Annotated in this window: 13 protein-coding genes; 2 read left to right on the top strand and 11 right to left on the bottom strand. The window is 74.7% G+C overall.

The window, feature by feature from the left end:
* Positions 1 to 14: 14 nt before the first annotated feature.
* From aroB to aroC, 3 genes are read right to left on the bottom strand one after another with little or no spacing between them, the layout of a single operon-like run.
* Positions 15 to 1,190: a 3-dehydroquinate synthase gene (aroB, locus tag MT994_RS12855; protein ID WP_354806552.1), complete on the bottom strand. Its 1,176-nt coding sequence runs from the start codon at positions 1,188 to 1,190 to the stop codon at positions 15 to 17.
* Positions 1,187 to 1,813 (bottom strand): shikimate kinase, encoded by a 627-nt coding sequence (locus tag MT994_RS12850; RefSeq protein ID WP_083385036.1) that lies wholly within the window; start codon positions 1,811 to 1,813, stop codon positions 1,187 to 1,189. The genes aroB and MT994_RS12850 overlap by 4 nt, the downstream gene beginning before the upstream one ends.
* Positions 1,813 to 3,030: a chorismate synthase gene (aroC, locus tag MT994_RS12845; protein WP_043658430.1), complete on the bottom strand. Its 1,218-nt coding sequence runs from the start codon at positions 3,028 to 3,030 to the stop codon at positions 1,813 to 1,815. The genes MT994_RS12850 and aroC overlap by 1 nt, the downstream gene beginning before the upstream one ends.
* 181 nt (positions 3,031 to 3,211) lie before the next feature.
* Between aroC and MT994_RS12840 the strand changes: the two genes are divergently transcribed.
* Positions 3,212 to 3,922 carry an A24 family peptidase gene (locus tag MT994_RS12840; protein WP_354806550.1) on the top strand — a complete coding sequence of 237 codons (711 nt, stop codon included), beginning with the start codon at positions 3,212 to 3,214 and terminating at the stop codon, positions 3,920 to 3,922.
* Positions 3,923 to 3,937: 15 nt separating this feature from the next.
* On the opposite strand, the gene MT994_RS12835 is transcribed toward MT994_RS12840, so the two are convergent.
* From MT994_RS12835 to MT994_RS12800, 8 genes are all read right to left on the bottom strand, one after another.
* The gene (locus MT994_RS12835; protein WP_354806548.1) at positions 3,938 to 4,816 is read right to left on the bottom strand and encodes a shikimate dehydrogenase; all 879 of its coding nucleotides are present in this window, start codon (positions 4,814 to 4,816) and stop codon (positions 3,938 to 3,940) included.
* A complete protein-coding gene (mltG, locus tag MT994_RS12830; RefSeq protein ID WP_021483079.1) occupies positions 4,813 to 5,967 on the bottom strand; it encodes an endolytic transglycosylase MltG in 1,155 nt (384 codons plus the stop codon). The genes MT994_RS12835 and mltG overlap by 4 nt, the downstream gene beginning before the upstream one ends.
* Positions 5,964 to 6,500 (bottom strand): Holliday junction resolvase RuvX, encoded by a 537-nt coding sequence (gene ruvX / locus MT994_RS12825; RefSeq protein ID WP_228485331.1) that lies wholly within the window; start codon positions 6,498 to 6,500, stop codon positions 5,964 to 5,966. The genes mltG and ruvX overlap by 4 nt, the downstream gene beginning before the upstream one ends.
* Complete coding sequence (gene alaS, locus MT994_RS12820; protein WP_354806547.1) at positions 6,497 to 9,184, bottom strand: alanine--tRNA ligase; 2,688 nt, start codon at positions 9,182 to 9,184, stop codon at positions 6,497 to 6,499. Before alaS ends, ruvX begins: the two co-directional genes overlap by 4 nt.
* A 66-nt stretch (positions 9,185 to 9,250) precedes the next feature.
* The gene (locus MT994_RS12815) at positions 9,251 to 9,610 is read right to left on the bottom strand and encodes a hypothetical protein (protein ID WP_061267271.1); all 360 of its coding nucleotides are present in this window, start codon (positions 9,608 to 9,610) and stop codon (positions 9,251 to 9,253) included.
* Positions 9,610 to 10,008 carry a DUF948 domain-containing protein gene (locus tag MT994_RS12810; protein ID WP_034650677.1) on the bottom strand — a complete coding sequence of 133 codons (399 nt, stop codon included), beginning with the start codon at positions 10,006 to 10,008 and terminating at the stop codon, positions 9,610 to 9,612. The genes MT994_RS12815 and MT994_RS12810 overlap by 1 nt, the downstream gene beginning before the upstream one ends.
* A gap of 247 nt (positions 10,009 to 10,255) precedes the next feature.
* Positions 10,256 to 10,882 (bottom strand): 30S ribosomal protein S4, encoded by a 627-nt coding sequence (rpsD, locus tag MT994_RS12805; RefSeq protein ID WP_021483439.1) that lies wholly within the window; start codon positions 10,880 to 10,882, stop codon positions 10,256 to 10,258.
* Positions 10,883 to 11,080: 198 nt separating this feature from the next.
* Positions 11,081 to 12,574, bottom strand: coding sequence for a replication-associated recombination protein A (locus MT994_RS12800; RefSeq protein ID WP_354806546.1), 1,494 nt, complete (start codon positions 12,572 to 12,574; stop codon positions 11,081 to 11,083).
* Positions 12,575 to 12,695: 121 nt separating this feature from the next.
* Here MT994_RS12800 and MT994_RS12795 point away from each other — a divergent pair, with 121 nt between their 5' ends.
* On the top strand, positions 12,696 to 14,942 hold the full coding sequence (locus tag MT994_RS12795; RefSeq protein WP_354806544.1) for an MMPL family transporter: 2,247 nt from the start codon (positions 12,696 to 12,698) through the stop codon (positions 14,940 to 14,942).
* The last annotated feature ends 18 nt before the right edge of the window (positions 14,943 to 14,960 follow it).

Below are 14,960 nucleotides of genomic sequence, written 5' to 3'. Positions count from 1 at the left end.
CTGCCGGGGATCCGTCAGAGGGCGATCGGCCCGCGGCCCACCGGGGCGTCCGCCGCGATCTCGGCGTAGGCCGCGGCGAGGAGCGTCGGGTCCGGGCCCTCGAGGCGCGTCGGGCGGGCGACGTCGTCGAGCACGACGAAGCGCAGGAGGTCGCCGCGCGACTTCTTGTCGCGGCGCATGGCGGACAGCAGCTGCTCCCACCGGTCGCCCCGGTAGGTGAGGGGCAGCCCGAGCGAGCCGAGGATCGCGCGGTGGCGATCGACGACGGCGTCGTCCAGCTTCCCGGCGAGGCGCGAGAGCTCGGCGGCGAACACCATGCCGACGGAGACGGCCGCGCCGTGGCGCCACTGGTAGCGCTCGGTGAGCTCGACGGCGTGGCCCAGCGTGTGGCCGTAGTTGAGGATCTCGCGCAGCCCGGCCTCCTTGAGGTCCTCCCCCACGACGCGCGCCTTGACCGCGACCGAGCGCTCGACGAGCTCGGCGACGACGGCCCAGGTCTCGTCCGCCGTCGGCCGGGTCCCCCACGCGGCGAGCGCGTCGGCGTGCTCCTCGACGAGCTCGAGGATGCGCTCGTCCGCGATGAACCCCGTCTTGACGACCTCCGCGAGCCCCGCGACGAAGTCCCAGCGCCCGAGCGACTCCAGGGCCGCGAGGTCGCACAGGACGCCCGCCGGCGGGTGGAACGCGCCGACGAGGTTCTTGCCCTCGGCGGTGTTGATGCCGGTCTTGCCCCCGACCGCGGCGTCGACCATCGCGAGGAGCGTCGTCGGCACGTGCACCACGCGGATGCCGCGCAGCCACGTCGCGGCGACGAAGCCGCCGAGGTCCGTCGTCGCGCCGCCGCCGACCGTGACGACCGCGTCCGTGCGCGTGAAGTCCAGCTGCCCGAGCACGCCCCACAGGAATGCGGCGACCTGAGCGGTCTTGGCCTCCTCGGCGTCCGGCACCTCCGCGGCGTACGCCTCGTAGCCCGACGCCTTGAGGTCCTCGTGGACGACCTCGGCCGTCGCGGCGAGTGCCGCGGGGTGCACGACGAGCACCCGGCGCACCGAGTCGCCGAGCATCGCGGGCAGCTCGCCGAGCAGGTGGCGCCCCACGACGACGTCGTACGGCTGCTCGCCTGCGACCCGGACGCGCGTCGGCGCGGCAGCGGCCGGGTCCGGGGCGGGGGTGGTGGCGTCGGGGGTCACGCGTTCTCCTGTTCGACCGGGGTGCCGGCGGGGTCGGCCGGCGCGGGTGCGGGCGTCGTGCGCCCCGGGGTGCCGGGCGCGGCGTCGCCCGCGAGGTGCCCGCGGATCTCGCGGGCGACCTGGGCGGGCGTGCGCGCGTCGGTGACGACGTGCAGCGTCGAGACCCGTTCGTAGACGGGCCGACGCGCCTCCATGAGGGCGGCCCAGCGCGCCCGCGGGTTGCCGAGCAGGAGCGGGCGTGCCTGGTTGAGGCCGACGCGCGGCGCGGCGTGCGCGAGGCTCACGTCGAGGAACACGACCGTCCCACCCGCGGCGACGTACGCCGCGAGGGCGGTCTGCGTGTGCTCGTCGAGCACCGCGCCGCCGCCCAGGGCGAGGACGCCGTCGTGCGTCGCGAGCGCGGTCGTCACGGCCTCGCGCTCCAGCTCGCGGAAGTGCGGCTCGCCGTGGTCGACGAAGATGTCCGCGACCGGCTTCCCGGCCGTGGTCTCGACGTCGACGTCCGTGTCGCGCTGCGCGAGGCCGAGCAGCTCGGCCAGGTGGCGCGCGACGGTCGACTTCCCGCTGCCGGGCGGGCCGACCAGCACGACGACCGGGCGGGTCCCCGGGGCGACGGGCGTCATCAGCGCTGCAGCTCGGGGATCGCGGCGAGGTACGCCTCGGCGTTCCGGCGGACCTCCGCGACGGAGTCGCCGCCGAACTTCTCGAGCGCCTGCTCGGCGAGCACGAGCGCGACCATCGCCTCGGCGACGACCGCCGCGGGCGGGACCGCGCACACGTCGGAGCGCTGGTGCTGGGCCTTGGCGACGTCGCCGGTGACGACGTCGACCGTCGCGAGCGCGCGCGGCACCGTCGAGATCGGCTTCATGGCGGCGCGCACGCGCACCACCTCGCCGTTCGACATGCCGCCCTCGACGCCGCCGGCGCGGTTGCTGCGACGGTGGATGCGGCCGTCGGCGCCGCGCTCGATCTCGTCGTGCGCGGCGGACCCGCGGCGGCGCGCGGTGCGGAAGCCGTCGCCGACCTCGACGCCCTTGATCGCCTGGATCCCCATGAGGACGGCGGCGAGGCGCGCGTCGAGGCGACGGTCGCTCTGCGCGTAGGTGCCCAGGCCGGAGGGGACCCCGTACGCGAGCACCTCGACGACGCCGCCGAGGGTGTCGCCCGCCTTCTGGCACTCGTCGATCTCCGCGACCATGGCCGCGGCGGCGTCCGGGTCGAAGCAGCGCACCGGGTCCGCGTCGAGCGCCGTGACGTCGTCGGGGCCGGGCACCGGCGCGTCCTCGGGGACCTCGACCGGCCCGATGGCGACGACGTGCGACACGAGCCGGACGCCGAGCGCCTGCTCGAGGAACTTCGCCGCGGCCGTGCCGAGCGCGACGCGCGTCGCCGTCTCGCGTGCCGAGGCGCGCTCGAGCACGGGGCGCGCGTCCTCGAAGCCGTACTTGCGCATGCCGACGAGGTCGGCGTGCCCCGGGCGGGGCCGGGTGAGCGGGCGGTTGCGCGCGATCTCCCGGACGTCGCCCGTCCCGGCGTCGACGAGCAGGGCCTCGGGCGGCACCGGGTCCGACGACATGACGTCGACCCACTTGGGCCACTCGGAGTTCGCGATCTCGATGGCCAGCGGCCCGCCCTGGGTCACGCCGTGGCGCAGGCCGCCGAGGACGCGCAGCTCGTCCTGCTCGAACTTCTGCCGCGAACCGCGGCCGTACCCGAGGCGGCGGCGCGCGAGCGCGGCGCGCACGTCGTCCGTCGTGAGCTCGACGCCCGCGGGCAGCCCGTCGAGGATCCCGACCAGCGCCTCGCCGTGCGACTCACCCGATGTCAACCAACGCAGCATGATCGCCATCCTCCCACGTCGGCGCGCCCGTCCCGGCGGGCGCCCGCAGTACGGACCGACGGCGCGCGACGACGGGTCGAGGAGTCCTGAGGGGACGCCGCGGGCCGCGCCGTGCCCGCCGACGCGGCGGTCTGTGGACGACGACGTCCCACGCCACCGCGGGCGCGCTACGGTGCCGCGCATGGTCCAGCAGGGGGACGGGACGAGGCACGCCGCGGCATCGCTCCGCGGGTCGGGTGACGACGAACCGGACGAGGCACGGGCGGCCGTCGTGACCGCGGACGCGCCGAGGTCGTGGGGACGACGCCGTCGCGCCGACCTCGCCCGGGAGCTCCGGGTCGCGGGCCGGGCGGGTGGGGCGCTCGCGCTGCTCGCGGCGCTGGCCGCGGTGTGGTTGTCGGGCCCGTCGTGGGCGACGCCCGCCCTCGTGGTCGTCGCCGCGGCCGGTGCGCTGCTCGCCGTGGTCGACGCGCGCACCCATCGCCTGCCGGACGTGATCGTGCTCCCGACGGGGGTCGCGGTCGTCGTGCTGCTCACGGTCGCGTCGCTCGCGGCGGGCGACGGGGAGCCGCTCGTCCGCGCGCTCGCCGGGGGCGCCGTGGGCTTCTGCGCCTACGCCGCGCTGCGGCTCGCGCACCCGCCCGGGCTGGGGTTCGGCGACGTGAAACTCGCCGGGACGCTCGGGACCCCGCTCGCGTGGCTCGGGTGGGCCGAGCTCGTCGCCGGGCTCCTCCTGCCGTTCCTGCTCGGCGGGGCGTGGGCGCTCGGGCTGGTGATCTCGCGGCGCGCTCGCCGCGACACCGCGGTGGCCTTCGGCCCGTTCATGGTGCTCGGCGCGGGCGTCGCCGCCGGCTGGGGGCAGACGATGACCGGCGCGGTCCTCGGCGGCTGAGCGCCCCCGGCGGGCTCAGACCGGGGCGCCGAGCGCGGAGCCGAGGGCGCGGTCCATCGTCGCCAGCGGCGCGGGCCTGCCCGTCATGAGCCGCACCTGCTCGGCCGCCTGGTGCAGGAGCATGCGCTCGCCGCCGACGACGGTGCCGCCGCCCGCGGTCCAGACGACGGACAGCGCGGTGGGCCGGGGGTCGTAGACGACGTCGAGGAGGACCCCGCCGGGCGTCGCCCCGGCCCCGGACAGCGCGTCCGCCACCGGGTCGGCGGCACGCGACGGCAGGGTGGCCACGACGGCGTCCGTGCGCGCGAGGCGGTCGACGAGCGCGGGCGACGCCGGGTCCAGCACCTCGAACCGCGGCTCGACGCCCATCCGGTGCGCGGCGCGCTGGAGGCTGCCCGTGCGCCCGAGCGAGCGCACGAGGACGGTCGGCGCGGTGCAGCCCAGCTGCGCGAGCGCGGCGAGCGTCGAGGCGGCGGTCGCCCCGGCGCCCAGCACGACGGCGGAGCGCACCTCCCGCTCCCCCAGTCCTTCGCGCAGCGCCGCCACGAGGCCGTGCACGTCGGTGTTCGTCCCGACGAACGTCGGTCGCGTCCCGCCCGTGGGCTGCACCACGAGCGTGTTGACCGCCCCGACGACGTTCGCGAGCGGGTCGACGTGGTCCAGCAGCGGGATCACGGCGTGCTTGAGCGGCATGGTCAGGCTCAGACCCGCCCACGAGGCGTCGAGGCCGTTGACGAAGGCCGGGAGCTGCTCCTCGGTCGTGTCGATCGCCTCGTACGACCACCCGTCCAGCCCGAGCGCGTCGTACGCGGCACGGTGCAGCACCGGGGACAGCGAGTGCGCGACGGGGTGGCCGAGGACGGCCGCACGTCGCGGCGGGCGCTTGGTGCTCACCCGCCGTTCTCCGCCTGCCACCGACGCAGCTCGGCCACGTTCTTCTGGTGCTCGTCCCACGTCACCGCGAACTTGGTCTCGCCAGTCTCCAGGTTGACCGCGGTCCAGAAGATCCAGTCGCCTGGTTCCGGACTCACCACGGCCGCCAGCGAGTCGGCGCCTGGGCTCGCGATCGGAGTCGGGGGCAGACCCTTGTGGGCGTAGGTGTTGAACGGGTTGTCGGGGTTCCGGGTGTCCTCGCGCGTGAGCTCGGTACCCGGCTTGTCGAGGCCGTAGGCGACCGCCGCGTCGATCTCGAGCGCCATGTTGATGGCCAGGCGGTTCTCGATCGCGCGGGCCATCTTTGGTCGGTCGGGGGCGTACTTCGCCTCCCGCTCGATCAGAGAGGCCTTGTTCAGGACGGTCTCCCGATCCTCAGGGGCAACCCCCAGCTCGTCCAGCTTCATCACGGTCTGCGAGACCATCTGCTGGATCACTGACTGCGGGCTCACGTCACCCGGCTCGAGGACGTACGTCGTCGGGTAGAGCCAGCCCTCGTAGTTGCCGTTCGCCTCAGCGGGCAGGCCCGTGGCGGCGGTGTCGGCCATGGCCGCCTCGAACTCCGCGACAGGGATCCCGGTGACGGAGGACGACCGCTCGAGGATCTGCTTGACGGTGTAGCCCTCGGGGATCGTGATCTTCGTCTCGACTCGCGAGTCGTTCGCCACGAGACGCGCGACGGCGTCCTTCGCCGACATGCCGAGGAGCAGCGTGTGCGTGCCCGGCTGGATCTTGCCGGCGTTCGGGTTCTCCTCGAACGCGTTCGCGAACGCCGCTGAGCTCGCGACGACGCCCGCCTCGGTGAGCACGGCCCCCATGTCGCGGCCCGTGGACCCCGGCTCGATCACGACGTCGACGGGCTCGGTCCCCGGGCCGTCGAAGTCCTTCGCCTCGAGCGGGTTCGCGAACCCGAACAGGTCGGAGGCGTTGTTGAGCAGGAGATAGCCCGCTCCGCCCACCACGAGGAGCGAGACGAGCAGGACCACGAGGGCCCGGCGGCGCCGGCGCTGGCGTCGCTTCTTCGCGGCCCGGCGCGCGCGCTGCTCGGCGCGCGAGGAGCGCGCGGGCTGCTGCTCGCCCTGGACTGCGGGCCGTTCGAACAGGTCGGTCACGGTCGGTGGTCTCCTGTCGGGTCTACAGGTTCTCCGGCGCGCACCCCCGCGCCCCGCTCGGCCTCGAGAGCGGATTGCAGAATGATAACGGCGGCGGCCTGGTCGACGACGCTCCGGTGCTTGCGACCGGCGCGTCCCGACGCGTGCAGCGCCTGGTGGGCGCTGACGGTCGTCATCCGCTCGTCGACGAGGTGCACCGGCACCGGTGCGACGACGCGAGCCACCGCACCAGCGTACGCCCGCGCGCCCTGGGCGGCGGCGCCCTCCCCGCCCGAGAGGTGACGCGGCAGGCCCACGTACACGACCTGGGCGTTGCGCTCCTCGACCTCGGCCGCGATGCGGGCGACGTCGGCGGGGACCGCCGCGCCGCCGCGGGTGTCGCGCGCGAGGGTCTCGACGGGGGTCGCGACGAGCCCGTCGGGGTCGCTCGCAGCCAGGCCGACGCGGACGCTGCCCACGTCGACGCCGAGGCGCGCCCCCCGCGGGAGGGGGGCGCGCCCGTCGTCGGCGGGCTGCACGGGCAGGCCGGTCACGCGCCGGCCGCGGCGCCGTCGCGCACGCCCCGGAGGGCGGCGGGCAGCGCGGACACGTCCGTGCCGCCGCCCTGGGCCATGTCGTCCTTGCCGCCGCCACCGCCGCCGAGCGTCTGGGCCGCGGCCTTGGCGAGCACGCCGGCGCGCAGCCCGGCCGCGCGCGCGGAGGCGTTCGTCACGACGACGACCTGCGGGCGGCCCTTGGCGACGCCGCCGACGGCGACGACCGCAGGCTCCGCCTCGCCGAGCCGGCCGCGCACGTCGAGCGCGAGCGCGCGCAGGTCGTCCGCGGACGCGGCCTCGCCGGCGTCGTGCACGACGACGCGCGTGCCACCCACGAGCTCCGCCCCGGCGGCGAGCGTGCCGGCCGCCGCGAGGAGCTGGGCCTGCCGGAGCTGGGCGAGCTCCTTCTCTGCGTCGCGCAGGCGCGACACGAGCGTGCTCACGCGGTCGGGCAGCTCCTCGGTCCGCACGTTGAGCAGGCCCGTGAGCTGGCCCACGAGCGCGTGCTCCTTCGCCTGGAAGCCGTACGCGCCGTCGCCGACGAGCGCGTCGACGCGCCGCACGCCCGAGCCGATCGACGACTCGCCGAGCAGCGTGACGAGGCCGAGCTGGCCCGTGCGCTGCACGTGCGTGCCCGCGCAGAGCTCGCGCGACCAGTCGCCGCCGATCGAGACGACGCGCACGGTGTCGCCGTACTTCTCGCCGAACAGCGCCATCGCCCCCAGGGCGCGCGCCTCGGTGATCGGCATGAGCTGGTCCGTGACCTCGAGGTTCTCCTGGAGCTGGGTGTTGACCCGCTCCTCGATCTCCGAGAGCGCGCCCGAGGGCACGGCGGACGAGCGGCGGAAGTCGAAGCGGATGCGGCTGGGCGCGTTCTCCGACCCGGCCTGCGTCGCGTCCTTGCCGAGCGACTCCTGGAGCGCCTTGTGGATCATGTGCGTCGCCGAGTGGGCGCGGCTGATCGCCTTGCGGCGGTCGCGGTCGATCGTCGCGGTGCCCGGGTCGCCGAGCGCCGCGGTGCCCTCGACCAGGCGGCCGCGGTGCACCGACAGGCCCTTGATCGGGCGCTGCACGTCGTCGACCTCGATGGTCGCGCCGCCGTCGAGCACGATCGTGCCGTGGTCGGCGAGCTGGCCACCGGCCTCCGCGTAGAACGGGGTGCGGTCGAGCACGACCTCGACGTCCGCCGGGGCCGTCGCGGCCGGGGCGGGGACGCCGTCGACCAGCAGGCCGGCGACGCGCACCGCCGCGGACGACTCGGTGTACCCGAGGAACTCCACGGGCGCCGCGAGCTCGGACGCGAGCGACTCGTACGCGGCCGTGTCGACGCCGCCGGAGCGCTTCGCGAGCGCGTCGGCGCGCGCCCGCTGGCGCTGCTCGGTCATGAGCGCGCGGAACGCCTTCTCGTCGACCTGGACGCCCTGCTCGGCGGCCATCTCGAGCGTGAGGTCGATCGGGAAGCCGTAGGTGTCATGCAGCGCGAACGCCTGGTCGCCGCCGAGCAGCGGCGTCCCGCCCGAGCCGGCCGCGGCCTTCGCCCGCGACACGGCGGTGTCGAGGATCGTCGTGCCGGCCGTGAGCGTGCGACGGAACGCGTCCTCCTCGGTGTAGGCGACGTCGGAGATGCGCGCGAAGTCCGTCGCGACCTCCGGGTACGACGGCGCCATCGCGTCGCGGCTCACCGGGAGCAGCGCGGGCATGGCGCGGTCCTCGACGCCGAGCAGGCGCATCGCGCGCACCGAGCGGCGCAGCAGACGGCGCAGCACGTAGCCGCGGCCCTCGTTGGACGGGCGCACGCCGTCGCTCATGATCATGAGGGCCGAGCGGACGTGGTCGGCCACGACGCGCATGCGGACGTCGTCCTCGTGGTTCGCGCCGTAGCGCTTGCCCGAGAGCGCCTCGGCCGCGGTGATGACGGGGAACACCTCGTCGATCTCGTAGAGGTTGTCCTTGCCCTGGAGCAGGTAGGCGACGCGCTCCAGGCCCATGCCCGTGTCGATGTTCTTGCGCGCGAGCTCCGAGACGATCCGGAACTCCTCCTTGGACTTCACGTCGTCGATCGCGTACTGCATGAAGACCAGGTTCCAGATCTCCAGGTAGCGGTCCTCGTCGACGACGGGGCCACCCTCCTGGCCGAACTCGGGACCGCGGTCGATGTAGATCTCCGAGCACGGGCCCGCGGGGCCGGGCTGGCCCGTGGACCAGTAGTTGTCCTTCTTGCCGCGAGCCTGGATGCGCTCGTCCGGCAGGCCGGCGATGCGCTTCCAGAGCTGCCGCGCCTCGTCGTCGTCGTGGTAGACGGTGACCCACACGCTCTCGGGGTCGAAGCCGTACTTCCCCTCCTCGCGCGCGCCCGTGACGAGGTCCCAGGCGTAGGTGATCGCGCCTTCCTTGAAGTAGTCCCCGAACGAGAAGTTGCCGTTCATCTGGAAGAACGTGCCGTGACGCGTCGTCTTGCCGACTTCGTCGATGTCGAGGGTGCGCACGCACTTCTGGACGCTCGTCGCGCGGTCCCACGGCGGGGTCTGCTCCCCCGTCATGTACGGGATGAACGGGACCATGCCCGCGATGGTGAACAGCGTGGACGGGTCCGGGGAGACGAGCGACGCCGACGGCACGACGGTGTGGTCGCGGTCGGCGAAGTAGTCGAGCCAGCGCTTGCGGATCTCGGCGGTGCGCATGATGTCCTTCGGAAAGAGGTCGGTGGTCGTGCGGGGTGGTGCGGTGGGCGCCGCGGGCTCGGCGTCCTAGAAGGAGTAACCGAGCAGGTCCTCGACGTCGTCCGTGTCGTCGAAGGCGTCCCGGTCGGCGCCGGCGGGGCGCGCGTGGCGTCCGGCCGCGCGACGCGCGCGGACGGCGTCCGGGTCCTCCTGGCCCTCGGCGAGCAGCGCCGCCATGAGCTCCTGCTCGCGGGCGTCGCGCGCGAGCGCGAACTCCGTGCGGAAGTCGCGGGCGATCTCGACGACCTTCTCGCCGAGGCCGTTCACCTGCTCCGTCGCCTGGTCCACGAGCGACGCCGGCGCGTAGCGCGCGAGGACCTTCTTGCCGCGCACGACGACCACGACCGTGATCGCGACCCCGACGCCGATCCAGAAGACCCGGCGCATCAGCGCGACCCCTCGGCGCGGCTCGCGGAGCTGCCCGACGACCGCCGGCCGCCGAACGAGCGCGCGGCAGCCTGGCGCACGCCGTACGTGAACGCGGCGACCTTGACCAGCGGCGCACCGAACGTGGCGGCGTACAGGCCCGTGAGCGCGGAGACGTTCTCGCTCACCTGGGCGGCCGACGTGGTGATGGTGTCGACCTTGACGAGCTGGCTGTTCGTCGTGGCGACGGTCGTCGCGGCCTCGTCGAGGATCGGCACCGAGTGGTCGGTGACCTCCTTGATGCTCGCGCGCGCCTCGTCGAGAACGCGGCCGAGCTTGAGGAGCGGCACCGCGAGCAGGCCGACGAGCAGCACGAACGCGACCGCTGCGATGAGGCCGGCCACATCTCCCAGGGACATTCTTCCTCCAGTGCCAGTCACGGTGCCGCGGGCGCGGCACCCGCGCGCCGTGCGCGCGGGACGGTCGTCGCCGCGGGCTCCTCGCGGACGTACCCACGGCTCCGCGAAACACTACCCGCACCAGGGCGGGGACCGTCGTCGGGCACGGCGCGACGGCGCGCTCGCGGGGACGGGCCGGCGCACCGGCCCGGACGCACGAACGCCCCGCTCGCCGACGAAGCGGTGAGCGAGGCGTCCGGAGCGGGACTCAGCGAGCGTAGTACTCGACGACGAGCTGGACCTCGCACTGCACGGGGACCTCGGCGCGCTTCGGGCGACGCGTGAGCACCGCGCTGAGCTTCTCGAGCTGGACGTCCAGGTAGCCCGGGACGGCCGGCAGCACGTCGCGGTGCGCGCCCGCGGCCGCGACCTGGAACGGCGTCGTCGCCTGGCTCTTCGGCTTGACCTGGAGGGTCTGGCCGGGCTTCACGCGGAACGACGGGCGGTCCACGATCTTGCCGTCGACGAGGATGTGGCGGTGCGTGACCGCCTGGCGCGCCTGCAGGATGGTGCGGGCGAAGCCGGCGCGGAGCACGAGGGCGTCGAGACGCATCTCGAGGTTCTCGACGAGCGCCTCACCGGTCAGGCCCTTGTCCTTGCGGGCGTCCTCGTACGCACGCGCGAGCTGCTTCTCGCGGAGCATGTACTGGGCGCGCAGACGCTGCTTCTCGCGGAGACGGACCGCGTAGTCCGACTCGGTGCGGCGGCGGGCGCGGCCGTGCTCACCCGGGGGGTACGGGCGCTTCTCGAAGTGCTTGACGGCCTTCGGGGTGAGGGCGATGCCCAGGGCGCGGCTCAGGCGGACCTGGCGGCGCGAGCGCTTGACAGACGTCACAGCGGTGTCTCATTCCTGTCGTTCGGGTTCTGACGTCACACCTGGTCCCGAGAACCGGGTCCGGGTGCGGGACCAGCCGATGGACCGCGCGCTCCACCGCGAGGAGGAGCGAGGGGTCGGGGCCGAGGTCCCAGGTGGTCGCCGCGAAGGCAACCTGAGAAGTCTACCGCACGTGGGGCGCCGTGGTCCCCGCCCTCGTCAGCGCCCGGGGCCGTCCTGGTCGAGGATGTCGCGGATGCGCCCGAGGCGCTCCGTGACCTGCCGCTCGTACCCGCGGTCCGTGGGCGTGTAGTACCGCGACCCGACGAGGGAGTCCGGCAGGTACTGCTGCGCCGCGACGCCGTGCGGCGCGTCGTGCGCGTACCGGTAGCCCGCGCCGTGCCCCACCTGCTTGGCGCCCGGGTAGTGCGCGTCGCGCAGGTGCGGCGGGACGGACCCCGCCCTCCCGGCCCGCACGTCCGCGAGCGCCGCGTCGATCCCGAGGTAGGCGGCGTTCGACTTGGGCGCGGTCGCGAGGTGCACGACGGCCTCGGCGAGGACGATGCGTCCCTCGGGCATGCCGATGAGCTGGACGGCCTGGGCGGCGGCGACGGCGGTCTGCAGCGCCGAGGGGTCGGCCATGCCGACGTCCTCCGCGGCGGCGATGACGATGCGGCGGGCGATGAAGCGTGGGTCCTCCCCCGCCGCGATCATGCGGGCGAGGTAGTGCAGCGAGGCGTCGACGTCGGAGCCGCGCATCGACTTGATGAACGCGGACACGACGTCGTAGTGCTGGTCGCCGTCGCGGTCGTACCGCACGGCGGCAACGTCGACGGCGCGCTCGACCGCGTCGAGGTCGACGGGCACCGGCGGCGGGTCGGCGTCGGGCGTGCCGCTTCCCGCACCCTCGGGGAGCGCGGCGTCGTCGTCGGCCGGGACGGCCGTCGCGGGCACGGGCACCGGGGCGTCGGACAGCGCGGCGCCCGCGGCGGCCTCGAGCACCGTGAGCGCCTTGCGCGCGTCGCCGCCCGCGAGGCGCACGAGGTGGTCCTCGGCCTCGTCGGTGAGCGCGACGAGGCCGCCGAGCCCCCGCTCGTCGGCGACGGCGCGCCGCACGAGGGCGCGGACGTCGTCGTCCCCGAGGGGCTGGAGCGTGAGCAGGAGCGAGCGGGAGAGCAGGGGCGAGTTCACGGAGAAGCTCGGGTTCTCCGTGGTCGCCGCGACGAGCGTGACCCAGCGGTTCTCGACGCTGGGCAGGAGCGCGTCCTGCTGGGACTTGGAGAAGCGGTGCACCTCGTCGATGAACAGGACGGTCTCCTCGCCGCCGGTGGCGAGGCGGCGCCGGGCGTCCTCGACGACGGTGCGCACGTCCTTGACGCCCGCGGTGACGGCGGAGAGCTCGACGAAGCGGCGGCCGGAGGCGGTCGCGATGAGGTAGGCGAGCGTCGTCTTCCCGGTGCCGGGCGGGCCCCAGAGGATGACGGAGCCGGGCGCGGCGCGGCCGCCGGACGCGTCGCTCTCGCTGCCGGACCGGATGAGCCGCCGCAGGGGCGAGCCGGGCACGAGGAGGTGGGACTGGCCCGCGACCTCGTCGAGGGTGGCGGGGCGCATGCGCACGGCGAGCGGGGCCCCCGGTCCGGGTCGCGGCGTGCCCTGCGCGCCGGACGTGGCGGCACCGAAGAGGTCGCCGCCGAAGAGATCACCGGTGGACATGGCTCGAGCCTACGCACCACCGCCCACGCGGCGGCGCCGGGTCGAGGAGGTCGGGTGAACGTCCGGGCCCCGGGCGTGGGGGATCTGACACGCGGCGCGGGCGGGTGGGATGCTGGCGCTCGTGTTCTCGAGCCTCGGTCGTCGTGTCGCCCGCCACCCGCGTCTCACCGTCGTCGTGTGGGCCCTGCTGACAGCGCTCGGCTTCGCGCTGGCGCTGTTCGGCGTCCACGGGGAGAGCGTGTTCGACCGTGTGACGACGGGCGCGCCGACGATCCCGGGCTCGGACAGCGAGCGGGCGTCGCAGGTCCTCGCGGAGAACGACGAGGGCGGGACGGAGATCACGCTCCTGGTGTCCGGCGTCGACCCGGCGGACCCGCAGGTCGTGGAGGCGATGACGGGGGTCGACGCCGACCTCGTCGCCGTCGAGGGCGTGGACACGGTCATCGACCCGTACGTGATCCCGGGCGGCGTGGAGGACCCGGCGGCGCAGTCGCTCGTCGCGCAGGACGGGCGCGGCTTCCTGTCGGTCGTGACGCTGCGCACCGACCTCGACGCCGAGCGCACCGACACGGTCGCGGACCGCGTCGTCGAGCAGCTCGAGGCCGTGCCGGGCGTGCTCGCGGACGCCGCCCCGGAGGCGGCGGGCGACGCGACGGGCCTCGTGGGGTCGAACGGGCTCATCGTCGGGGCGATCACGAGCCAGGTGGAGGAGGACCTCACGACGGGTGAGGCCGTCGCCCTCCCGGTGGCGCTGCTCATCATGGTGCTCGTCTTCGGCGGCTTCCTCGCCGCGGCGATGCCGATGGCCGGGGCCGTCGCGTCGATCGGTGCCGGTCTCGGGGTGCTGCTGGGCCTGACGTACGTGCTCGACGTCGACGCCTCCATCGTCAACGTCGTCACCCTGCTCGGCCTGGGCCTGTCCATCGACTACGGGCTGCTCGTGGTGTCGCGGTTCCGGGAGGAGCTGCACCGGCTGATCGAGGCGGGCGACGACCCGTCGCTGCGCCGGCGGCGCGGCGACGGCGTGGTGCACGCGGCGCTCGTGCGCACCATGGAGACCGCGGGCCGCACGGTCGCGTTCTCGGCGCTGACGGTCGCGATCTCCATCGCGGGGCTCATGGTGTTCCGCCCGGACATCCTGCGCGCGGTCGGCGCGGCCGGGCTCGGCGTCGTGCTCGTGGCCGTCGCGACGGCGCTCACCCTCGTCCCGGCGCTGCTCGCGTACTCGGGCCGTCGCCTCGCCCGCCCGGGGCTGCTCGGCCGGGTCCCGGGCCTGCGCCGCGTGCTCGCCCGGACCGCGGACGTGCAGTCGGACGAGGGCGCGTTCTCCCGTCTCGCGGGGCGCGTCCAGCGGCACCCGCTGTGGGTGCTGCTCACCACCGCGGCGCTCCTCGTGGTCCTCGCGCTGCCGGTGCTCGGGCTGCAGCTGCGGAACTCCGGGATCGAGCTGCTCCCCCAGGGCTCTCCCCAGCGCGAGTTCGTGGACGAGCTCGCCGCGCAGTACCCGTCCAGTGCGGGCGCCCAGGTCGTCGCCGTCGTGGACGCGAGCGTCGAGGACGCCCAGGCATGGGCCGACGACGTGGCGGCGCTCGACGGGGTCGAGAGCGTCGACCCGGCGGCGCCGCTGGGGTCGTACGCCGTCGTGGGCGTGCACGTCGACACCGACGACGCCGGCGGGCCGGAGGCCGTGTCGGTCGTGCGGGAGGTCCGTGCGACGGACCCGGGCTTCGACGTGTGGGTCACCGGTCAGGCGGCGGGGCAGGTCGACTTCCTCGAGGCGCTCGGCGAGCGCGTGTGGTGGGCCGTGGGGATCGTCGTCGGCGCGACGCTCGTGCTGCTGTTCCTCATGACCGGCTCCGTCGTCGTGCCGGTGAAGGCGCTCCTGACGAACGCGCTGTCGCTCGCCGCCTCGCTCGGGGTCCTCGTGTGGGTCTTCCAGGACGGTCACCTGGAAGGGCTGCTGAACTTCTCGTCCGTGGGCGGGATCGAGACGTACGTCGTCGCGCTCGTCGTCGCGTTCGCGTTCGGTCTCGCCATGGACTACGAGGTGTTCCTGCTCGCGCGCATCAAGGAGCTGTACGACGCCGGGCTCTCCAACGACGAGGCGGTCCGCCTCGGCCTGCAGCGCTCCGGGCGGATCATCACGTCGGCGGCGGCGATCATCGTCGTCGTGTTCGCAGGCTTCGTCTTCGGCGACCTGCTCGTCATCAAGGAGGTCGGGTTCGCGCTCGCCGTCGCCGTCCTCATCGACGCGACGATCGTGCGCCTCCTGCTGGTCCCCGCGACGATGACGCTGCTCGGGCGGTACAACTGGTGGGCACCCGGGCCGCTGCGCCGGGTGCACCGCCGGCTCGCGATCACCCACTGAGACGCCCCGACCGGCGGG

The sequence above is a fragment of the Cellulosimicrobium sp. MI9406 genome (genome assembly GCF_040595865.1).
GTDB classification, from domain to species: domain Bacteria; phylum Actinomycetota; class Actinomycetes; order Actinomycetales; family Cellulomonadaceae; genus Cellulosimicrobium; species Cellulosimicrobium funkei.
The sequence above is the reverse complement of the archived record's forward strand: the minus strand, read 5'-3'. Positions and strand labels throughout refer to the sequence as shown.